At 72.6% G+C, this 18,886-nt stretch carries 23 protein-coding genes and 1 pseudogene; 17 read left to right on the forward strand and 7 right to left on the reverse strand.

Annotation, left to right across the window (positions count from 1 at the left end; all coding sequences use genetic code 11):
* The 6 genes and pseudogenes from D3105_RS04450 to D3105_RS04470 all read left to right on the forward strand — a co-directional run.
* Positions 1 to 930: pseudogene (locus D3105_RS04450) on the forward strand (hypothetical protein); the annotation flags it as partial.
* Positions 931 to 1,080: 150 nt separating this feature from the next.
* Complete coding sequence (locus D3105_RS04455; RefSeq protein ID WP_118900198.1) at positions 1,081 to 1,770, forward strand: LmeA family phospholipid-binding protein; 690 nt, start codon at positions 1,081 to 1,083, stop codon at positions 1,768 to 1,770.
* A 280-nt stretch (positions 1,771 to 2,050) separates the two neighbouring features.
* Positions 2,051 to 2,131, forward strand: coding sequence for a putative leader peptide (locus D3105_RS35965; RefSeq protein WP_350310325.1), 81 nt, complete (start codon positions 2,051 to 2,053; stop codon positions 2,129 to 2,131).
* Between the two features lie 187 nt (positions 2,132 to 2,318).
* On the forward strand, positions 2,319 to 3,158 hold the full coding sequence (locus D3105_RS04460; protein WP_118900200.1) for a sulfurtransferase: 840 nt from the start codon (positions 2,319 to 2,321) through the stop codon (positions 3,156 to 3,158).
* Positions 3,159 to 3,197: 39 nt separating this feature from the next.
* Positions 3,198 to 3,485 (forward strand): DUF1416 domain-containing protein, encoded by a 288-nt coding sequence (locus D3105_RS04465; RefSeq protein ID WP_003968135.1) that lies wholly within the window; start codon positions 3,198 to 3,200, stop codon positions 3,483 to 3,485.
* A 173-nt stretch (positions 3,486 to 3,658) separates the two neighbouring features.
* Positions 3,659 to 3,916, forward strand: coding sequence for a DUF3099 domain-containing protein (locus D3105_RS04470; RefSeq protein WP_118900202.1), 258 nt, complete (start codon positions 3,659 to 3,661; stop codon positions 3,914 to 3,916).
* Between the two features lie 23 nt (positions 3,917 to 3,939).
* Here D3105_RS04470 and D3105_RS04475 read toward each other — a convergent pair whose 3' ends face one another.
* Positions 3,940 to 4,302: a DsrE family protein gene (locus D3105_RS04475; RefSeq protein WP_010063599.1), complete on the reverse strand. Its 363-nt coding sequence runs from the start codon at positions 4,300 to 4,302 to the stop codon at positions 3,940 to 3,942.
* Between the two features lie 153 nt (positions 4,303 to 4,455).
* Between D3105_RS04475 and D3105_RS04480 the strand changes: the two genes are divergently transcribed.
* The 6 genes from D3105_RS04480 (at position 4,456) to D3105_RS04510 (ending at position 9,327) form a co-directional block, all read left to right on the forward strand.
* Positions 4,456 to 5,208 (forward strand): hypothetical protein, encoded by a 753-nt coding sequence (locus D3105_RS04480; RefSeq protein ID WP_165890961.1) that lies wholly within the window; start codon positions 4,456 to 4,458, stop codon positions 5,206 to 5,208.
* Complete coding sequence (locus D3105_RS04485) at positions 5,205 to 6,011, forward strand: hypothetical protein (RefSeq protein ID WP_240646798.1); 807 nt, start codon at positions 5,205 to 5,207, stop codon at positions 6,009 to 6,011. The genes D3105_RS04480 and D3105_RS04485 overlap by 4 nt, the downstream gene beginning before the upstream one ends.
* Entirely contained in the window at positions 6,008 to 6,988 is a 981-nt protein-coding gene (locus D3105_RS04490; RefSeq protein WP_118900204.1) for a hypothetical protein, read from the forward strand. Before D3105_RS04485 ends, D3105_RS04490 begins: the two co-directional genes overlap by 4 nt.
* A gap of 276 nt (positions 6,989 to 7,264) precedes the next feature.
* Positions 7,265 to 7,837 (forward strand): FABP family protein, encoded by a 573-nt coding sequence (locus tag D3105_RS04500; RefSeq protein ID WP_118900207.1) that lies wholly within the window; start codon positions 7,265 to 7,267, stop codon positions 7,835 to 7,837.
* A 56-nt stretch (positions 7,838 to 7,893) separates the two neighbouring features.
* Positions 7,894 to 8,352, forward strand: coding sequence for a Fur family transcriptional regulator (locus D3105_RS04505; protein WP_118900210.1), 459 nt, complete (start codon positions 7,894 to 7,896; stop codon positions 8,350 to 8,352).
* Positions 8,353 to 8,361: 9 nt separating this feature from the next.
* Positions 8,362 to 9,327, forward strand: a complete 966-nt coding sequence (locus D3105_RS04510; protein WP_118900212.1) for a YgfZ/GcvT domain-containing protein — start codon at positions 8,362 to 8,364, stop codon at positions 9,325 to 9,327.
* A 24-nt stretch (positions 9,328 to 9,351) separates the two neighbouring features.
* Here the strand turns inward: D3105_RS04510 and dtd are convergent, their stop codons facing one another.
* Entirely contained in the window at positions 9,352 to 9,801 is a 450-nt protein-coding gene (gene dtd, locus D3105_RS04515; RefSeq protein WP_073825347.1) for a D-aminoacyl-tRNA deacylase, read from the reverse strand.
* A 115-nt stretch (positions 9,802 to 9,916) separates the two neighbouring features.
* On the opposite strand from dtd, the gene D3105_RS04520 reads away from it, so the two are divergent.
* Genes D3105_RS04520 through D3105_RS04530 form a run of 3 tightly spaced genes read left to right on the forward strand, consistent with a single transcriptional unit; the run spans position 9,917 to position 12,889 of the window.
* Positions 9,917 to 10,570 (forward strand): ABC transporter substrate-binding protein, encoded by a 654-nt coding sequence (locus tag D3105_RS04520; protein WP_240646799.1) that lies wholly within the window; start codon positions 9,917 to 9,919, stop codon positions 10,568 to 10,570.
* Between the two features lie 51 nt (positions 10,571 to 10,621).
* Complete coding sequence (locus D3105_RS04525) at positions 10,622 to 11,608, forward strand: asparaginase (protein WP_118900216.1); 987 nt, start codon at positions 10,622 to 10,624, stop codon at positions 11,606 to 11,608.
* Between the two features lie 24 nt (positions 11,609 to 11,632).
* Positions 11,633 to 12,889 (forward strand): GNAT family N-acetyltransferase, encoded by a 1,257-nt coding sequence (locus D3105_RS04530; protein WP_118900218.1) that lies wholly within the window; start codon positions 11,633 to 11,635, stop codon positions 12,887 to 12,889.
* A gap of 31 nt (positions 12,890 to 12,920) precedes the next feature.
* Here the strand turns inward: D3105_RS04530 and D3105_RS04535 are convergent, their stop codons facing one another.
* Complete coding sequence (locus D3105_RS04535; protein ID WP_118900220.1) at positions 12,921 to 13,754, reverse strand: ABC transporter permease; 834 nt, start codon at positions 13,752 to 13,754, stop codon at positions 12,921 to 12,923.
* Positions 13,747 to 14,748, reverse strand: a complete 1,002-nt coding sequence (locus D3105_RS04540) for an ATP-binding cassette domain-containing protein (protein WP_118900222.1) — start codon at positions 14,746 to 14,748, stop codon at positions 13,747 to 13,749. The genes D3105_RS04535 and D3105_RS04540 overlap by 8 nt, the downstream gene beginning before the upstream one ends.
* A gap of 132 nt (positions 14,749 to 14,880) precedes the next feature.
* On the opposite strand from D3105_RS04540, the gene D3105_RS04545 reads away from it, so the two are divergent.
* Entirely contained in the window at positions 14,881 to 15,663 is a 783-nt protein-coding gene (locus tag D3105_RS04545) for a TetR/AcrR family transcriptional regulator (protein ID WP_118900224.1), read from the forward strand.
* A gap of 19 nt (positions 15,664 to 15,682) precedes the next feature.
* Positions 15,683 to 16,402, forward strand: coding sequence for a TetR family transcriptional regulator (locus D3105_RS04550; RefSeq protein ID WP_206272652.1), 720 nt, complete (start codon positions 15,683 to 15,685; stop codon positions 16,400 to 16,402).
* 36 nt (positions 16,403 to 16,438) lie between these two features.
* Here the strand turns inward: D3105_RS04550 and D3105_RS04555 are convergent, their stop codons facing one another.
* Genes D3105_RS04555 through D3105_RS04565 form a run of 3 tightly spaced genes read right to left on the reverse strand, consistent with a single transcriptional unit; the run spans position 16,439 to position 18,812 of the window.
* On the reverse strand, positions 16,439 to 17,269 hold the full coding sequence (locus D3105_RS04555) for a phosphotransferase (protein ID WP_412080930.1): 831 nt from the start codon (positions 17,267 to 17,269) through the stop codon (positions 16,439 to 16,441).
* On the reverse strand, positions 17,266 to 17,961 hold the full coding sequence (locus D3105_RS04560; protein WP_118900228.1) for an HAD-IA family hydrolase: 696 nt from the start codon (positions 17,959 to 17,961) through the stop codon (positions 17,266 to 17,268). Before D3105_RS04560 ends, D3105_RS04555 begins: the two co-directional genes overlap by 4 nt.
* Positions 17,958 to 18,812 carry an alpha/beta fold hydrolase gene (locus D3105_RS04565; RefSeq protein WP_118900230.1) on the reverse strand — a complete coding sequence of 285 codons (855 nt, stop codon included), beginning with the start codon at positions 18,810 to 18,812 and terminating at the stop codon, positions 17,958 to 17,960. Before D3105_RS04565 ends, D3105_RS04560 begins: the two co-directional genes overlap by 4 nt.
* Positions 18,813 to 18,886: the final 74 nt, after the last annotated feature.

The following is an 18,886-nucleotide window of genomic DNA, read 5'->3' on the forward strand; positions in this document are numbered from 1 at the left end:
CCCCAGGGGGCCTCGGGCTCCTACCCGCTGCCGCCCGAGGTCCCGGCCACGCCCGCCGCCCCGGCCGCTCCCGCTCCCGCACCCGAGCCGGTGACCGCGCCCGCGCCCGCCACCGCGCAGGCGGGCCCCGGCGACACCGGCTACAGCGCGCCCACGACGCTCGGCAACGCCCGGATCACCGATGCCCAGCGGGCCCGCGCCGAGGGGCGCTCGCCGATCATCCCGCCGGGGATCCAGCCCGCGGCGCTCACCGCCGCGCTCGGCCTGCTGCTCGCGGGCGGCGCGGCGATCGGGACGTACGCCCTGCTCGTCCCGGTGGTGCTCCTCCAGGCGGTGACGGCCGCCGGCTGGTTCCGGCTCAACGGCATGTGGCCCGCCCGCCAGGGCATCGCGCTCGCCTTCGCCGGGGGCCTGGTCGCCGATGTCGCCCTGCTCGCGGCGGGCCGGGAGCACGGCCCCGCGGCCCTGCTGGGCACCCTCGGCGTCTGGGTGCTGCTCACCGTGGTGCTCCAGCTCCGCAGCCACGCGGGGGCCGACGAGCGGATGTACGGCCTGATGGCCACCGTCGTCTCGGCGTCCCTCGCGGTGCTGGCGGGCGGATTCCTCGCGGCGGACCCGGACGCGGTGGTCGTCGGCGGGGCGGCCGTCGCGGCGGCCACGCTCGTCCGCGCCCTTCCGTTGCCCGGCGTGGCCTCCCTCGGGATGGCGCTGGTCACGGGGGTGGGCACGGGCCTCGTCTTCGGCAACACGACCGGCATCGGGCAACAGGGCACGCTGCTCGGTCTCGCGGCGGCCGGCTGCGCGCTCATCGGGCTGCGTGTGGCGAGCTACGACTACCCGTCGCGTTTCGTGCACATGACCGCCGGGGTGGCGCTCCCGCTGACCCTGGCGGCCCCGGCCGTGTACCTGGTCGGCCGCGCCCTCCTCTGACCGCCGCCCCCTGCCGCGTACGGCTGCTGACGGCCCCTCGGGAACCACCGGGGGGCCGTCGGTCGTCGATCATCCAGGGCGTCCACTCCTGCCGCAGTAGGCTCACGGGCGCCGGGGGGACCGGATCGGCTCAGGGTGGGGAATCGAGACATGCGCGCACTGCGAATACTGCTGGTCCTGGTGGTGGTGCTCGGCGGCCTCTTCCTCGCCGTCGACCGCGCGGCCGTCTGGTACGCCGAGTCCGAGGCCGAGGACCGGGTCACGATCAGCGGGGGCGGCCCCGCCACGACGGAGATCTCGATCAAGGGGTTCCCCTTCCTCACCCAGCTCGCCGGATCGCGTCTGGACCGGGTCGACGTCAACCTCACCGGCATGAAGACCAGCGCCGCGGGTCGCACGATCCGGGTCAGCGAGGTCCGGGCCCGGCTCCACGACGTGAAGCTCGGCTCCGGCTACCGCAGCGCGACCGCCACCCGCGCCACCGGCACCGCGCTCGTCACCTACGAGGACCTCACGGCGGCCGCCAGCGACGGCGTCGTCGTGGAGTACGGCGGCAAGGGCAAGGCGAAGGTGACCGGCACGGTCGAGATCCTCGGCCGGCCGATCTCGCGCAGTGTGCTGTCCACCGTGACCCGCGTCGACGGCCACACGATCAAGGTGCGCGCGGACGAGGTGCCGGGCTCGGGGATCCCCGGTGTCGAGGACCTGGTCCGCAGCAGGACCGACTTCGAGGGCGACATCGACGGGCTGCCGAAGGGCCTGGAGCTCGAGGAGGTCAAGGTGACCGAGAAGGGCCTGGAGATCTCGGTGACCGGCTCGGACGTCTCCCTGACCGGCTGACGGGCCGACCGGCCGACCGCCCGAGCGCCTGACCGGCTGACGGGCCGACCGACTGACTGCCTGACCGGCTCGGACGCCGCCCCGACCGGCTGCTCCGCCCCCTCCGATCCGGATGCTGAGACATCCGCGTCCGGTCCGCAGATACGGGGAAGGCTCGGAGGGACCCGGCGGCGGATCCCCGGCTGGATCGCCGCTCTCCCGTCTCGCATGACGGATGATCGTGTCTCACCATGCGACACGACGGTGACATCTCCGTCCGTACCTCCCTACGATCGGACGCATGAAGCGACAGGCGGATCTCACGAAGCGGCGGGCAGTAGACCTGTGCCGCGTTGCCGCCATGCTCTGTCGCACCTTCTGAGCGGGACGCTCGCACCGCCGCAGCCGCCCCGCTTCCCCCGGCCCTCCGACCGTCGCCCCTCGACCGTCACCCAGGGCCGACCCCGTGCCCCGTACGCGCCGCGTTCCGTGCCTCCGCGCGTACACCCGCACCCAGCAACTCCGCATCTCGCACCACCCCGCCGCAGACTGCCCCGGAGGAGAACAACATGAGCCGCAGCGACGTCCTGGTAGACGCCGACTGGGTCGAGGCCCACATCGACGACCCGCAGGTCGCGATCGTCGAGGTGGACGAGGACACCTCGGCGTACGAGAAGAACCACATCAAGAACGCGATCCGGATCGACTGGACCAAGGACCTCCAGGACCCGGTCCGCCGTGACTTCGTCGACCAGGCCGGCTTCGAGAAGCTGCTCAGCGAGAAGGGCATCGCCAACGACACGCTGGTCGTCCTCTACGGCGGCAACAACAACTGGTTCGCGTCGTACGCCTACTGGTACTTCAAGCTGTACGGCCACGAGAACGTCAAGCTCCTCGACGGCGGCCGCAAGAAGTGGGAACTGGACTCCCGCGACCTGACCGACGTCGTCCCCACGCGCCCGGCCACCCAGTACACGGCCAAGCCGCAGGACGAGTCGATCCGCGCCTACCGCGACGACGTCGTCAAGGCCATCGGCAGCCAGAACCTGGTCGACGTGCGCTCGCCCGACGAGTTCAGCGGCAAGCTGCTCGCCCCGGCCCACCTCCCGCAGGAGCAGTCGCAGCGCCCCGGCCACGTGCCGAGCGCCCGCAACATCCCGTGGTCGAAGAACGCCAACGACGACGGCACCTTCAAGTCGGACGAGGAGCTGAAGGCCCTCTACGAGGCCGAGCAGGTCGACCTGGCGAAGGACACCATCGCCTACTGCCGCATCGGTGAGCGCTCCGCGCTCACCTGGTTCGTGCTCCACGAGCTGCTCGGCCAGGAGAACGTCAAGAACTACGACGGTTCCTGGACCGAGTACGGCTCCCTCGTCGGCGTGCCGATCGAGCTCGGCGCCAACAAGTAACCCACCGACCAGCACCACGACGACCCGAAGGACAGAACCATGTGTGGAGCACAGGCCGGTGGCCCCGACGCTTCGACGATCAAGCCCGGTGAGACCACCATCCAGGGCAGCGTGACCCGCGACGGCGAGCCCGTCACCGGCTACGTGCGCCTCCTGGACTCGACCGGCGAGTTCACCGCCGAGGTCCCGACCTCCGCGACCGGACAGTTCCGGTTCTACGCCGCCGAGGGCACCTGGACGCTCCGCGCCCTGGTTCCGGGCGGCAGCGCCGACCGCACGGTCGTCGCGCAGACCGGCGGACTCTCCGAGGTCGCCATCGCCGTCTGATCCCGCACGGGATCGGAAGGACCGCCGTCACGAACGGCACGCCGTCTCCCACGGCACGCCGTTTCTACGGCACACAGAACGGCCGGAGGGCCGCACCCCAGGGGGTTGGACGCCACCTGACGCGGGGTGCGGCCCTTCGTGCCGTCCGGCGGCCGGAGTCCTAGGCTGGAAGCATGTACGCCCGACGCAGGAGGAACTACTTCCTGATGATGGGCGGATGCATCGTGCTCTTCGTGTCCGCCTGGGCCGTGGTGCGCCTGTGGTCCATGCCCGCCGCCATCGCCATGTGCGTCGTCGCCATGGTGATCCCGCCGATCGCCGCGATGGTCGCCAACCGGCGGGGCCCGGAGGACCGTTGGTGGGACGACCCCTCCGGCGACCCGAAGTCCGACGAGTGGTGGGACGAGCTGGACGGCAAGAAGCGCCACTGAGACCGCCCCGCCCCGGGCGGGGATCAGTAGACGAGCGCCTGCGTGTCGTCCGCCAGGGCCTCCTGCACGAACACCTGCGCACCCGCGATGCGTACGCCCTCCAGCACGTCCTTCTCCGTGATGTCGCGCCGCGCCGCGCACTGGGTGCACAGGGTGATCCGGCCGCCTGCCAGGATCGAGTCCAGCAGGTCGGGCAGCGGGGCGGCGTGCGGCAGTTCGAACTCGGCGGCCCGGCCCGGCAGCGCGAACCACGAGGACTCCCCGGTCAGCCAGAGCGAGACCTCCACCCCGCTGGCGACGCCCACGGCCGCCACGGTGAAGGCCTGCGAACAGCGCTCGGCGGCCTCGGGTCCGGCGGTCACCTTGATCACGAGCTTCTTCGGCATATGCCGAACTGTAATCCTCAGGGAGGCAACCTCCTTGCCCCCCTGAGGGTCACTTGTGCGCGCAGGTAAGGGAACCCGCGCTTCAGGTCTCTTGGGGGGACCCTTTTGGAACCGAACGACACCATTCCTGCCGCACCGGAGGCTTCCGCCGCCGTGCCCGCGCATCGGCCCCGGCCTCGTGGCCGTACGACGCTGATCATCGCGGCGGCGGCGCTGCTCGGGATCGTGGGCGGGGTCGCCGTGGGCTACGGCGTCCAGGCGGAGCGGGAGCCGACGCCGCTGGCCGCCCTGTCGCAGCCCGGCCTCGGCTACCCGGCGAAGCCGCTCTCCGCCGACCGGGCACCGGCCCCGCTGCCCGCCGCCCAGGACCGGCGGGTCAGGACGGACGGGGACCTGCGCAAGCTGCTCGTCGACCGGCCCAAGGGCACGCGGAAGACGCTCATCGACGAACTGGGCATCGGCGACGGCTGGGAGCCGCTCGACGAGTACGTCGAGAGGTATTACGAGGACCCGCACTACATGTTCGAGTCGCTGTCCGGGCTCGACCTGCGCCGGGTCGCCTCGGTCGCCTGGGAGCAGGGGCAGCACCGGGAGACCGAGGTCTGGCTGCTCCAGTTCCGGTCCGGCGACCAGCACGGTGCGTCGGAGCAGTTCGACGACCAGATCATGTACATGCCGTGGGACAGTGACGGCGCGGGCAACACGGGCGACGCGATCAAGGGCAGCCGCGAGGGCCGCTACTTCCTCTACCCGGTCGAGCGGAAGGCCGGGTACCTCCCGTCCTACCGGGCCAGGGCCCTCGCCGTACGCGGCGACATCGCCCTCGACATCAGCATTTTCGACACCTCCCCGATCAGCAAGAAGGACATCCGGACGCTGGCCGAGCGACAGCTGGAGCGGCTGTGACCGACGACGACACGAACGCCGTGACCGAGCCCGCCCCCGAGGGGGAACTCCGGGAACACCGGAGCCGCCGGGTGCGCCGCGTGCTGCTGACCGCGCTGCCCGTCGTCCTGGTGCTCGGGGCGATCGGCGGCGCGGCCGGCTACACGAAGAACACCGTGGACGCCGCCGACCGGACGGTCACGACGACGATCTGGGACAAGGACCACGTAGCGAAGGGCAAGGACCCGGCGGGCGATCCGTCCCGGGGCCGCCACGACACCGAGCTGGCCAAACTGCTGCTCCCGGTGCCGAAGGGCTACCGGCTCGGCCCGGACATCGGTGACCTCGGCAACGACAGCGAGACGAGCGGCGCCAAGGCCTCGGCGGCGATGAAGGAGATGGGACGCGGCCTGGCGGGGAAGGAACGCCGGGAGCTGAACAAGTTCATCGAGAAGCTGCGCATCCAGGGCATCGCGAAGCGCTCGTACCTCGCGGACTCCAACGACCTCCTCGTGAACGTCGAGGTCGTCAAGATGCGGGACAAGCGGGCGGTCCACCGGAACTACGCCGACCGCAAGAAACTGCTGGACGGCGTCGACGAGCTCCGCAAGGGGCCGTCGATCGAGGGCCACAAGAAGGCCGCCTGCTACCGGCTGCCCAAGGGCGACAAGGACACCCTCGACGGTGTCCTCTGCATCGCGTACGAGGGTGAGGTCTCGGTCTCCGTCGAAGCGAGTGGCAGCAAGCCGTTCAGCCCGTCCGAGGTCGGGGACCTGGTGAAGGACCAGCTCGACCACATCGCGTCCCCGGGGGAGTACATATGAGCGAGCAGACGGTGACCCCCGAGGAGGAGGCGACGGTCGCGCCGGCGGAGGCCGTCACGCCGGAGAAGGCCGAGGCGACTGTCACACCCGAGGCGACTGTCACGCCGCGGGAGGCCGAGGCGCCCCCCGCGCCCGCCCCGCACGCGCTGCCCGACGGCGCACCCCCGCTGCCCGAGGCCCCGCCCCTGGTGCCCGTCGCGGCCGACGCCTCGCCCGAGGCGCCCCGGCGGGTCCTGCGGGCCGTGGCGCGGTGGACGGCCGCCGCGCTCGCCTTCGGGGTGCTCGGCACCGGTACGGCCTTCGGGATCGCCTCGCTGGAGCGCACCGACGTCCCCGGGCTCGCCACCGAGGGCGACGGCCGCTGGGACTACCCGGACCTGTCCCTGCCCGCGCTGCCGGCCGGCTCGCCCCGGCCGTTCTCGTCCGGCAACCCGGCCGAGATCCACCACGCCGACCTGCGCGAACTGCTCCTTCCGGCCCCCGCCGGAGCGAAGCCCGACAAGAAGCTGACCGGAGGCTGGATCTCCACGGAGACCTTCCTCGACGCCTACCGGGAGCAGGACCGGCGGTCGGTGGCCCAGCTCCTGAAGGACGCCGCCCCGCGACACATCGCGGCGCGCGGCTGGACCATGCCGGACGGCACGACGTCCCGGATCTACCTGGTGCGGTTCAACTCGACGGCGTTCGCGAGCCGCATGATCGACGACCTGAACGTGGGATCGTCGGCCGGTACGCCCCTGGCCCGTACGGACACCACCGACCTCGACACCACCTGGGGCTCGGCCAACGACATCGAGAACCTGTCCTCGTTCGTCTTCGCCGAGCAGGCGCCCTTCGGGGCCGAGCACGTCCGGCAGGCGTACACCCTGGCGGGGGACACGATGGCTCTCGTCGTGCACGAGCGTCCCGGAAAGCGGGAGACGGCCCGCATCCCCTTCCAGCAGACGCTGATCCTGCAGAACCAGCTGCTCGCCTGAGGCGCGCGCGGGCGCGGCCCGCGACCGGCACCTGGACGAGAAGACCGGGCCCCCACCCATTAGGCTGGGGGCCCGGCCATGCCGCCGCCAACCGCTCGTCACGAGGAGCCCCCTGTGCTTGAGGCATTCTTCACCGCCCTGCTGGTCCTGGTCTGCGTGGGCGTCACCGCCTTCGCCGCGCTCACCGTGAAGAAGCTGTACCAGGGCCAGCGCTGACCCTCGCCGCGCAACGGTTCCCCGCCCACCCCGCACCCTCACAGATCGTCTGAGCCGCTCATGATCGAGATTCCGTCCGACCTTCACCCGGACCTCGTCCCGCTGGCCTTCCTCCTCGGCAACTGGGCGGGCGCGGGCGTGTCCGACTTCCCCGGCGCCGAGAAGTGCAACTTCGGCCAGGAAGTCACCTTCAGCCACGACGGCCGGGACTTCCTGGAGTACGTCTCCCACACCTGGGTCCTGGACGAAGAGGGCAAGCAGGTTCGGCCGCTGGAGACCGAGAGCGGCTACTGGCGCATCGACAAGGACCGCAAGGTCGAGGTCGTCATGTCCCGCGACCAGGGCGTCATCGAGATCTGGTATGGCGAGCTTGCCGACCAGAAGCCGCAGATCGACCTGGTCACCGACGCGGTCGCCCGTACGGCGGCCTCCGGCCCGTACAGCGGTGGCAAGCGGCTCTACGGGTACGTCAACAGCGACCTCATGTGGGTCGGCGAGAAGGCCACCCCCGACGTCGAACTGCGCCCGTACATGTCGGCGCACCTGAAGAAGGTCGTCACCCCCGAGGAGGTCGCCGAGATGGCGCGGAACCTCGAGGACATGCCGGACGACGGCATCGCCTTCTTCAAGTAGAGCTCAGGGAACACGGGACCCGGCCGGGGTTTGACCACACGCCCTAGACTGGGCGTGTGGTGACCACCGACTGGAAGACCGACCTCCGGCAGCGCGGCTACCGGCTGACGCCCCAGCGGCAGCTCGTCCTGGAGGCGGTCGACGCCCTGGAGCACGGCACTCCGGACGACATCCTGTGCGAGGTGCGCAAGACGGCGTCCGGCGTGAACATCTCCACCGTGTACCGGACCCTGGAGCTCCTGGAGGAGCTCGGGCTCGTCAGCCACACGCATCTCGGCCACGGCGCCCCGTCGTACCACCTCGCCGACCGGCACCACCACATCCACCTGGTCTGCCGGGACTGCAAGGGCGTCATCGAGGCGGACCTCTCCGTCGTCACCGAGTTCACGCGGAAGCTGCGCGCCGACTTCGGCTTCGACACCGACATGAAGCACTTCGCGATCTTCGGCCGCTGCGCGGACTGCACGGCGGCGAAGGCGCAGGACGCCGCGAAGGACACCGCCGCCAAGTCGTAGGCTGGGCGCATGAAGAGCCCCCTGCTGTCCCTGCCCGGCGCCGTCCCCGCCGAAGGCCGCGACGAAGGTGTCGCCGCGCACTACGGCGACCTGTTCCGCGAGCAACGCGCCCTCGCCGACGGCAACGGCTTCGTCGACCTCTCCCACCGGGGCGTCGTCACCGTCACCGGCGACGACCGGCTGAGCTGGCTGCACCTGCTGCTCACCCAGCACGTCAGCGACCTCGCCCCGCACCAGGCCACCGAGGCCCTCATCCTCTCCGCCAACGGGCACATCGAACACGCCATGTATCTGGTGGACGACGGCACGACGGTGTGGATGCACGTCGAACCCGACACCCAGGCCGATCTGATCGCCTACCTGGAGTCGATGAAGTTCTTCTACCGGGTCGAGGTCGCCGACCGCACCGCGGACATCGCCGTCGTCCACCTCCCGGCCGGCTCCATCGCCCAGGCCCCGGAGGGGGTGACCGTACGGGAGACCCCGCAGGGCCGGGACCTGTTCCTGCCGCGCGAGGATCTGGAGGCGTTCGCCGCCGCCCACGGGCCGGCCGCCGGGATCCTGGCGTACGAGGCGCTGCGCGTAGAGGGGCACCGGCCGCGCGTCGGCTTCGAGACCGACCACCGCACCATCCCGCACGAGCTGGGCTGGATCGGCACCGCCGTCCACCTCCAGAAGGGCTGCTACCGGGGCCAGGAGACCGTGGCCCGCGTCCACAACCTGGGGAAGCCGCCGCGCCGCCTCGTCTTCCTCCACCTGGACGGCAGCGAGGTGCACCTGCCCGGCCACGGCACGCCGGTCCGGCTGGCCGCCGACGGCCAGGAGGGCCGCCAGCTCGGCTTCATCACCACCTCGGCCCGCCACCACGAGCTGGGCCCGATCGCCCTGGCCCTGGTCAAGCGGAACGTGGCCGTCGACGCGGAGCTGATCGCCGGGGACACGGCGGCCGCCCAGGAGACGGTCGTCGAGCCGTAGGAACCCTGTTCCGACGGCGTACGGCTACACCTCGACGATCACCGTGAACGGGCCGTGGTTCGTGAGCGAGACGCGCATGTCCGCTCCGAACCGGCCCGTCTCCACGTGCGCCCCGAGCGCCCGCAGCTGGGCCACCACCTCGTCCACCAGCGGCTCGGCGACCTCGCCCGGCGCGGCGGCGTTCCAGGTGGGCCGGCGCCCCTTGCGGGCGTCCCCGTAGAGAGTGAACTGAGAAATCACCAGGAGGGGCGCATTCACGTCGGAACAGGACTTCTCGCCCTCCAGGATGCGCACCGACCAGAGCTTGCGGGCCAGCTGCGCCGCCTTCTCGGGGGTGTCGTCATGGGTGACCCCGACCAGCACACACAGGCCCTCGCCGACGATCTCCCCGACGACTCCGGGGGCCGAGGGGTCGTCCGTCGCGCCGGCGACGGAGACGCTCGCGCCATCCACTCTCTGTACCACTGCACGCATACAGACCAACCTATCTTGGGCTGAACGGGTACAGAGCACCTGCGTCGGCCCCTCGCGGGGTGGCACGATGCACGATGTCGGTGTGCCGACGCACCGGTCGAGGGGACGGAACAGCATGAGTACATATGGAGCCGGACAATCTCCCGGTGCCGTACCGGGCGCACGTCACCGCGCCGGCACCCTGCGGTCACCCGTACAGCGCAGTCTGCCGGGACAGGGTCCCGTACTGCCACCCGCCACGCCCGCCACCGCCACCGTGCCGGAGCAGGCCGGCGGCGACGCGGGGTTCGGCGGGCTGCGACTGCCGGAGCTGCGGACGCTGCGCCGGGAGGCCCAGCGCGACGAGGCCGATCTCAGTTACGTACGCCGGCTCGTACAGGGCCGGATCGACATCCTCCGGGCCGAACTGGCCCGCCGCCGGGACCCGCAGGCGCCGGTCGAGGACGCCGCGGTGGTCGACCGGCTCTCGGAGATCCTGGCCGACACCCCGTCCCGGCACCGCACCTCCGCCCGGCACGTCACGCTGACAACGCCGCGCGGCGACGAGTTCCGGCAGCTCGCCGCCGAGAACCTCGCCGAGGTCGAGCTGTCCGACCTGGACGCCCGGACGGACGAAGAGCTGCACACCGCGATGGGCCGGCTCGTCCGTTACGAACAGCAGGTCTCCCGGCGCCGTCACGAGCTCCAGCGCACGGCCGACGATTGCGGCGCGGAGATCGCCCGCAGGTACCGTGACGGGGAAGCACAAGTGGACGACCTGCTCGCCTGAAGCGACCCTTCCGGGCGCGGGTCCCGCACCCCCGTCCCCGGAAGGTCACCCATGACGTCGAGCGACGCCCCGTCCGCCATATCCTCCGCCCCGGCGGCCGCCCCGCCCGTCCTGGCCGAGGTCGTGCGCTCCGGGTTCACCGAGGGCCACCACCGGGGGTCGCTGGTCCTGCTGGCCGCCGACGGCAGCGTGGAGCGGGCGATCGGCGATCCGGCGGCACCGGTCTTCCCCCGGTCCTCCAACAAGCCGATGCAGGCCGCCGCGATCCTGCGGGCCGGCCTCGACCTGGCGGGCGAACGGCTGGCGCTGGCCGCCGCGAGCCACTCCGGGGAGCCCTTCCACCTCGACCTCGCGCGGAAGATGCTCGCCGAGCACGGACTGAGCCCCGCCGACCTCCGGACCCCGCCCGACCTGCCGCTGGACCCGGTCGAGGCGGAGACGTACCTCGCGGCCGGGAACGTACGCGAGCGGATCACGATGAACTGCTCCGGCAAGCACGCGGCGATGCTCGCCGTCTGCGTCCGCAACGGCTGGGACACCGCCACCTACCTCGACCCCGCCCACCCCCTCCAGCAGCTCGTCGGCCAGGTCGTCGCCGAGGCCGCGGGCGAGCCCGTCGCGGCGGTCGGCACGGACGGCTGCGGGGCCCCGCTGATGGCGATCGGGCTGACCGGCCTGGCCCGCGCCTTCCGCTCCTTCGTGCTCGCGGAGCCCGGGAGCGCCGAGCGCCGGGTCGCGGACGCGATGCGCGCCCACCCGGAGTACGTCGCGGGCACCCGGCGCCCCGACACCTGGCTGATGCGCGAGGTGCCCGGGACGCTCTCCAAGATGGGAGCCGAGGCGGTCCAGGCGGTCGCCCTGGCCGACGGGCGGGCCCTCGCCTTCAAGATCGACGACGGATCGGCCCGGGCGCTCGGCCCGGTGCTCGCCCGCGCCCTGGAGCTGCTGGGCGTGGACGCCCCGGTGGTCTTCAGGATCGGACGTTCGCCGCTGCTCGGCGGGGCGGCCGAGGTCGGGGAAATTCGCGCGACATTCTGAACCGTGCCTGCCTAGCGTGGAGGGATGAGCCTTGATGTCCGCCCCGTCACTCCGTCCGAGATCGCCGACTGGATGAAGGCGGTGGGCACCGGCTTCCTGACCCCCGCCGCCGAGAAGCCGGGTGAGGAGCTGGTCGCCGACCGGTTCGGGCACACGGACCTCTCCCGTATGCAGGGAGTCTTCGACGACGGGCGGTGCGTGGCGACGTTCCGCTCGTTCGCCCAGCAGCTGACCGTGGTCGGCGGGGCCACCGTGACGGCCGACGCGGTCACCGGCGTGACCGTGTCGCCCACGCACCGCCGGCGCGGACTGCTCAGCCGGATGATGGCCACGGACCTGGCGGCGGCCAAGGAGCGCGGCGAGGTGGTCGCCTCGCTGATCGCCGCCGAGTACCCGATCTACGGGCGGTACGGCTTCGGCCCCGCCTCCTGGACCGCCGAGTGGGAGATCGCGGTGCACCGCGCCGGGCTCGACCCGCGCCGCTCCGGGCAGCCGGCGGGCGGCGGCCGCGTCGAGATGGTCGACGGCGCCGACGTCCGCAAGACCGGCCCCGAGGTGCATGCCGCGCTGGCGGCCCGGCAGCCCGGCATCGTCGGCCGCGGTGAGCGCTGGTGGCGGACGCGCACGGGGGTCGCGCCCCGGGCGGAGCACGAGACCTGGACCGAGCCGTTCTACGTGGTGCACCGCGCCGCGAACGGCGAGGCCGACGGCCTGCTGGTGTACGGCGTGGACGACAAGTGGGGCGACTCCAAGCAGCCGCTGAACACCGCTTCCGTACGGGACATGATCGCGCTGAACCCGGCGGCGGAGCGGGCTCTGTGGCACTACCTCTGCTCGGTGGACTGGATCACCACGGTCCGCTCGGGCTACCGCGCCCCCGACGACCTGCTCCCGCTGCTGCTCCCCGATCCGCGTGCGGCCCGCATGGTCACCCACGCGGACTGGCTGTGGCTGCGGATGCTGGACGTGCCGCGCGCCCTGGAGGCCCGTACGTACGCCGTCGGGGCCTCGCTCGTCCTCGACGTCCGGGACGCGGCGGGCCTGGCCGGGGGCCGCTTCCTGCTGGACGCCTCGGACTCCGGCGCCCGCTGCACCCCCACCACCCGGAGCGCCGATCTCGCCCTGGACGTGGCGGAGCTGTCCACGCTGTACCTGGGCGACGAGTCCGTGCGGCGGCTGGTGGACCTGGGCCGGGTGGAGGAGCTGCGGCCGGGTGCGGCGACGACGGCGGACGCGGTGTTCCGTACGGGCCGGCGGCCGTGGTGCCCGGACGTGTTCTGAGCGGTCCGGGTCACGTGCCCGTGCCCCGGGGTCAGCGCGTCCGGATCCGGAACAGCGTCCCCGAGGCGCCGACCGCGACCGCGAGCATCCCCGCCGCCCAGGCGAGCGCGATCCAGGGGGTGTTGCCCACGCCCTGGCCGAGCAGCAGTCCGCGCAGCGACTCGATGGCCGGGGTGATCGGCTGGTGGTCGGCGAAGCCGTGCAGCCAGTCCGGCATGTTCTCGGTCGGGACGAACGCGCTGCTCGGGTAGGGCAGGAACGACATGAAGAACGTGAAGCCGCTGGCCGCCTCGGGGGTCCGGGCCAGCAGGCCGATCGCCGCCGAGATCCACGACAGGGCCACGATGTAGGCCACCAGCACGGCGCCGACCACGAGCCAGCCGCTCCAGGAGGCGGCGGGCCGGAAGCCGATGAGCAGCGCGACGCCGAAGACCAGGGCGGTGGAGCAGAGGTTGCGGACGGTGCTGGCCGCCACATGTCCGGCCAGCACGGGCGTACCGCCCACGTCCAGGGAGCGGAAGCGGTCGATGATGCCGCCCTTCATGTCCTCGCTGACGGCGGTGGCGGTGGTCGCGGCGCCGAACCCGGCGGACAGGAGCAGGACGCCCGGGACGACGTACATGACGTACGAGTCGTAGTCCGTCCCGGTGTCGATCGCGCCGCCGAAGAAGTAGACGAAGATCAGCATCATCATGATCGGCAGGGCCAGGGACGTGATCAGCGCGTCGATGTTGCGGCTGCTGATGCGCAGGGCGCGGGCGGCCATGACGGCGGTGTGGGTGAAGGGGCCGGGCCCGCGTCCGGGAGTGTGGGCCCGCTCGGGGAGCCGGTCCGTGCCTCTGTGTCGAACGGCGGTGTCAGACATGGGCGGATGCCTCCGGAGTCGTGGGCGCGTTCGGCGTCGGGGTGTTCGACGTCAGGGCCAGGAAGACGTCGTCGAGGGTCACGCTGTGCAGGCCGAAGCGTTCGATCTCGCGGCCGGCCGGGTCGATCTCGTCGAGCAGGGCGCGCACCTGGGCCGCCGATCCGTCGGTGGGGATGCCGAGCGTCAGGGTCTCGGGGGAGTGGTGGACGGCCCGGCCGGCGAGCTTCATATAGGCCTCCTGGCTGGTGAGGACCAGGTCGAGGCGGTGGCCGCCGACGCGGGACTTGAGGTCGGCCGCGGTGCCCTCGGCGGCGATCCGGCCCCGGTTCAGCAGGGCGATCCGGCCGGCGAGGCGGTCGGCCTCCTCCAGGTACTGGGTGGTGAGCAGGACGGTCGCCCCGCGTGCGGCCAGCTCGCGGACGGCCTCCCAGAGCTCCTGACGGCTGCGCGGGTCGAGGCCGGTGGTCGGCTCGTCCAGGAAGAACACCCCGGGCTCCGGCGATCCGACGAGTCCGGCGGCCAGGTCGAGCCGGCGGCGCATCCCCCCGGAGTACGTACGGACGGGGCGACGGGCGGCCGCGGTGAGGTCGAAGCGCTCCAGCAGCTCCGCCGCCCGGCGCCGCGCGGCGGCCCGGGGCTGCCCGGTGAGCCGGGCCATCATCCGCAGGTTCTCCTCGCCGGTCTGGGTCTCGTCGACGGCGGCGAACTGGCCGGTGAGGCTGATGGAGCGGCGTACCGCGCTCCGGCCGGCGACGACGTCGTACCCCGCGACCCGGGCGGTGCCGGAGTCGGCCTCGGTCAGCGTCGCGAGGATCCGCACGGTGGTGGTCTTGCCCGCGCCGTTCGGCCCGAGCAGGGCGAAGACGGTGCCGCGCTCGATCCGGAGATCGATGCCGTCGAGAACCCGGACGGCGGGCTTTCCGTAGGACTTGGTGAGGCCGTACGCCTCGATGGTGGCGGCGGAGTCTCCGCCCGGGCGGATCGGGTCGGTCATGTCCGGACCCCCTTCTGCGTATGACATACGCGTTATTGCGTAAGCCTTACGCATCTCTAGGATGGGGTCAAGGCGTACGCGGGCACGGGGCAGGGCGCCGGGCAGGGCCGGGAGCCGGGCGAAGGGGATGCGGTGGCGGAGAAGAGCAGCTCGGGCGGCGGTGACCTGCCGGCCAGCCTGGAGGCGGCCTGGGGGCTGCGGGCCCGCCCGGCGAAGGGCCCGAAGCCCGGCCTGAGCCTGGAGAGGATCGTGGCCGCGGCGGTGGACGTCGCGTCGGCCGACGGGCTCGCGGCCGTGTCGATGGGCCGGGTCGCCCAGGAGGTCGGCGCCTCCACGATGTCGCTGTACCGGTACGTCTCCGCCAAGGACGAGCTGTACGTCCTGATGCAGGAGGCCGCCTTCGGCCCCCCGGAACCGCTGTCCGCCCTGGAGTCCGGCGCAAGCTGGCGGGAGGCGCTCGCCGAGTGGGCGTCCGCGCAGCGGGACCGGCTCCACGCCCACCTCTGGCTGCTCCGGATCCCCGTCGGGGGCCCGCCCGCGACCCCGAACTCGCTGGCCTGGTGGGAGCAGGGGATCCAGGCCCTGGAGGGCAGCGGGCTCGACGAGGGCGACAAGACCTCGGTGGTCCTCCTGGTCTCCAACTTCGTCCGCAGCGAGGCGCTCCTGATGGCCGACCTGGCCGCCGCGGTGACCGCGCGCGGGGCGTCGCCCGACGAAGTGACCGCGTCCTACGAGCGCACCCTCAAGCGCCTCGTCGACCCCGTCCGGCACCCCGGGATCTCCCGGCTGCTGGAGTCCGGGGCGATGAGCGAGCCGGACGACCCGGACTACGAGTTCACCTTCGGGCTGGAGCGGCTGCTGGACGGGGTGGAGGCGCTGATCCGCAAGATGGACGGCGGCGTCAAGTCCGCTTGAGGCGGGGCGCGTACGCTTCATGGTCATGAACGGAGAGAACCCCGCGAACGGCGACCGTTCCGCTTCCGCTCCCGCTGCCGATTCCGGTTCTGATTCCGGTTCCGGCGACGGGCCGGCGCCGGTCGGTCTGCGGGAGCGCAAGAAGCGGCTGACCTACCAGGCGGTCTCCGACGCGGCGATCAGGATGTTCCTGGAGCGGGGCTTCGACAAGGTGTCGGTGGCGGAGGTGGCGGCCGCGGCGGACATCTCCAAGCCGACACTGTTCCGGTACTTCCCCGCCAAGGAGGACCTGGTCCTGCACCGGTTCGCCGACCACGAGGACGAGGCGGCCCGGGTGGTCACGGCCCGCGCCCCGGACGAGACCCCCCTGGACGCCCTGCGCCGCCACTTCCTCGACGGCCTCGACCGCCGCGACCCGGTGACCGGACTCTGCGACGCACCCCAAGTGCTGGCGTTCCTGCGCCTGCTGTACGGAACACCGTCCCTGGTCGCCCGCCTCCACGCCTACCAGGGCCGCTCCGAGGCGGCCCTCGCCCGCGCACTCGGCGGCGCGTTGTCCGGCCGCCTCGCGGCCGGACAGATCATCGCGGTCCTGCGCATCCTGGCCCTGGAGAACTGGCGGCGGATCGACGCGGGGGAGAGCGCGGACCGGGTCTACGCGGGGGCGGTCCAGGCGGCCGAGGAGGCGTTCGTGCAGCTGCGGACGGGGCTGGAGCCTCAGTCGCAGCCTGGCGACTGAGGGGCGTGGGACGCCGGTGAGCACGTGGGGCGGTGGTCAGTCGGCGAGCAGGGCGGCGGTGAGTACGGGGCGGTGGTCCGCCAGCCAGTCCTGGTGCCGGTCCCACACGGCACGCCCGCTCTGCTCGTACGCCGCCGTGTACGCCGCGTCCCCCCGCTCCACCCGCCGCTCGACGAACGCCCGGCACACCGCGGTGGCCTGCTCGATCGCCCGGGGCAGGGCGGCCCGGTCCGCGCGCCCCAGCCCGTAGCCGTCGGCCAGGGCCCGCAGGCGTTGCGCCGGGTCGAGACCGGGGCGGCCCCGCATCGGCACCCAGTAACGCGCCGCCATCGCCACGTCCCACACCGGGCGGCCGGGCGCGGCCAGGTCGAAGTCGATCAGGGCGGCGGCGCGGCCGTCCCGGAACACCACGTTCTCCAGGCACGCGTCGTTGTGGCAGACCACCGCGCCGGAAGCCGTCGCCCCCTCCGGATCGGCCAGGTCGGAGGGCCAGCCGCCCGCGCGGTCGAACGGTACGTCCGCGGCCGCGTCGTGCATGCGCCGCAGGAGTGCCCCCACGGAGCGCAGGGCGTCGTCCGCCCAGGCCCATTCCGGATACGGACTGACGGCGACCTCGCCGCGAACGTACGAGAGCCGCTCGCGATGCCCGGAGACTCCTAGCGGTACGGGCACGTCGTGGAACCCTCGCTCCCGGAGAGCCCGGAGGTGGGGGCGGAGGAGGGCCCCGTGCGGCGGGGCGGGACGTTCGACGGTGTCGCCGTGGCGCAGGACGGCCCCGGCGTTGGCCAGCCCGCCGGACAGCACTTCCGGTTCCTGGCCCGTTTCCGGTTCACGGTCCGCTTCCGGTTCACGGTCCACGGGGCTCACATCTCCCGCCCGGCGCGCTGCACCTCCACCGCGGCACCCCCCGCCGCCTTCTCCGCGCAGGGCCCCAACGCCCGCCGCAGGTCCTCCGCTTCGCGGTAGAGGGCGGTCGTCATGCCGAGGGCGGCGGCCGCATCGATGTTCTCCTGGCGGTCGTCCACGAACAGGCACCGCTCCATCGGTACGCCGGCCCGCTCGGCCGCGATGCGGTAGATGGCCGGGTCGGGCTTGGCCACCTGCTCCACCGCGCTGCTCACGACCGCGTCGGCGAGGTCGGTCAGGCCCAAAAGCGCCAGGTCCGCGTCCAGTCGGAGGGTCGCGTTGGTGACGAGAACCAGCGGGACGTGGGCCCTGGCCCGGCGCAGCAGCGACACCACCTCCTCGTCGGCCCGGAACGGCGCGTCCGCGAGCGCCCGGCCCAGCTCGCGGGCCCGCTCCGCCCCGACCCGCTCCGTGAGCCCGGCGGCGATGGACTCCACCCAGGCGTCCGGGGTGATCCGGCCGAGCAGCAGGGGGAGGTCGATCTCGGGCGCGTAGCCGATGTCCGTCGTGGTGCCTTCCGGCAGTCCGGCGGCCCGCTCCAGGCCGGCGAGAGGGGCTGTGTCGTAGAAGCGGATGACGTTGTCGAGGTCGCAGAGCACGGCGTCGAAGGCGCGGCCGGTGGAGTCGGGCGATGGGGCGGGGGCGGGTGTCACAGCGCGGCGAGTCCGGCGAGCAGCTCGGCGGCCGGCTTCGGGCGGACGAGCCAGCGCAGATGGCTGCCTTCGAGGGTGCGGACGTCGAAGGGGTTGTCGGGCGTGAGCGCGTCGGCCTCGCGGATCATGCGGTCCTGCAGGGCGGGCGGAAGGCTGGTGTCGGCGGCCAGGCGCACATAGGTCCGGGGGATCCGGCCCCAGGTCGCGGCCTGCGCCCGGTCGGCCGACGTACCGACGTCGAGGTTCTCGTCGGGCTGGAAGGTGTTGAGGAAGGTGCGGAACTCGTCATCGGTGAGGTCCGCGGCGAACGCCTGCCGGAACGCGGCGAGCGCCGCCGGGTCGGCCGTACGGAAGTTGACCCGCAGCAGCCCGAGTTCGGCCGGATTCCCGACCAGGGCGAGGGCGAGCGCTCCGGGGTCGACGTCGGCCATCTCCGGTTCTGCGTAGTAGTCGCCCACGTCCAGAGCGACGGGGCACCAGGCGGAGACGTAGACGATCCGGTCGATCAGGTCCGGCCGGGCGTTGGCGACGGCGGTGGCCGTGGCCCCGCCCCGGCTGTGGGAGACGAGGATGGTCGGCCCGTTCCGCTTGGCGCGTTCGAGGACCTCGATCACATGGGCCACGTTGTCCGCGAGGGTGACGCCCTTGATGGCCCCCGGCTCCGCGGCCAGCGCACCGAGATCCTGGGGTGTCTGGTAGGCGGCGGGGTACGTGGCCGCGAAGCCGTGCCCCGGTAGGTCGACCGCAGCCGACCGGTGGCCGAGCAGGGCGAGTTCTGCCTGGAGCGGCGCGAAGGAGAACGAGTTCGCGAAGGCTCCGTGGACGAGGACGAAGGTCGGTGGATTCTGCATGCTTCAGCCTCCAACAGAACGATCTTCGGGACAAGGGTCGGGAAGTCGGAAGGGGGCGCGGACTTCCGTCCCGC

This window comes from Streptomyces globisporus (assembly GCF_003501885.1).
GTDB classification, from domain to species: domain Bacteria; phylum Actinomycetota; class Actinomycetes; order Streptomycetales; family Streptomycetaceae; genus Streptomyces; species Streptomyces globisporus_D.

Bases quoted from the DNA above. Each gene is read 5' to 3' on its own strand.
- D3105_RS04465 (WP_003968135.1), top strand. From the start codon at position 3,198: ATGTGTGGAGCACAGGCCGGTGGCCCCGACGCTTCGACGATCAAGCCC.
- D3105_RS04460 (WP_118900200.1), top strand. From the start codon at position 2,319: ATGAGCCGCAGCGACGTCCTGGTAGACGCCGACTGGGTCGAGGCCCAC.
- dtd (WP_073825347.1), bottom strand. From the start codon at position 9,801: ATGCGTGCAGTGGTACAGAGAGTGGATGGCGCGAGCGTCTCCGTCGCC.
- D3105_RS35965 (WP_350310325.1), top strand. From the start codon at position 2,051: ATGAAGCGACAGGCGGATCTCACGAAGCGGCGGGCAGTAGACCTGTGC.
- D3105_RS04535 (WP_118900220.1), bottom strand. From the start codon at position 13,754: ATGTCTGACACCGCCGTTCGACACAGAGGCACGGACCGGCTCCCCGAG.
- D3105_RS04490 (WP_118900204.1), top strand. From the start codon at position 6,008: ATGAGCGAGCAGACGGTGACCCCCGAGGAGGAGGCGACGGTCGCGCCG.
- D3105_RS04565 (WP_118900230.1), bottom strand. From the start codon at position 18,812: ATGCAGAATCCACCGACCTTCGTCCTCGTCCACGGAGCCTTCGCGAAC.
- D3105_RS04520 (WP_240646799.1), top strand. From the start codon at position 9,917: ATGAGTACATATGGAGCCGGACAATCTCCCGGTGCCGTACCGGGCGCA.
- D3105_RS04550 (WP_206272652.1), top strand. From the start codon at position 15,683: ATGGTCATGAACGGAGAGAACCCCGCGAACGGCGACCGTTCCGCTTCC.
- D3105_RS04540 (WP_118900222.1), bottom strand. From the start codon at position 14,748: ATGACCGACCCGATCCGCCCGGGCGGAGACTCCGCCGCCACCATCGAG.
- D3105_RS04530 (WP_118900218.1), top strand. From the start codon at position 11,633: ATGAGCCTTGATGTCCGCCCCGTCACTCCGTCCGAGATCGCCGACTGG.
- D3105_RS04510 (WP_118900212.1), top strand. From the start codon at position 8,362: ATGAAGAGCCCCCTGCTGTCCCTGCCCGGCGCCGTCCCCGCCGAAGGC.
- D3105_RS04455 (WP_118900198.1), top strand. From the start codon at position 1,081: ATGCGCGCACTGCGAATACTGCTGGTCCTGGTGGTGGTGCTCGGCGGC.
- D3105_RS04470 (WP_118900202.1), top strand. From the start codon at position 3,659: ATGTACGCCCGACGCAGGAGGAACTACTTCCTGATGATGGGCGGATGC.
- D3105_RS04500 (WP_118900207.1), top strand. From the start codon at position 7,265: ATGATCGAGATTCCGTCCGACCTTCACCCGGACCTCGTCCCGCTGGCC.
- D3105_RS04525 (WP_118900216.1), top strand. From the start codon at position 10,622: ATGACGTCGAGCGACGCCCCGTCCGCCATATCCTCCGCCCCGGCGGCC.
- D3105_RS04475 (WP_010063599.1), bottom strand. From the start codon at position 4,302: ATGCCGAAGAAGCTCGTGATCAAGGTGACCGCCGGACCCGAGGCCGCC.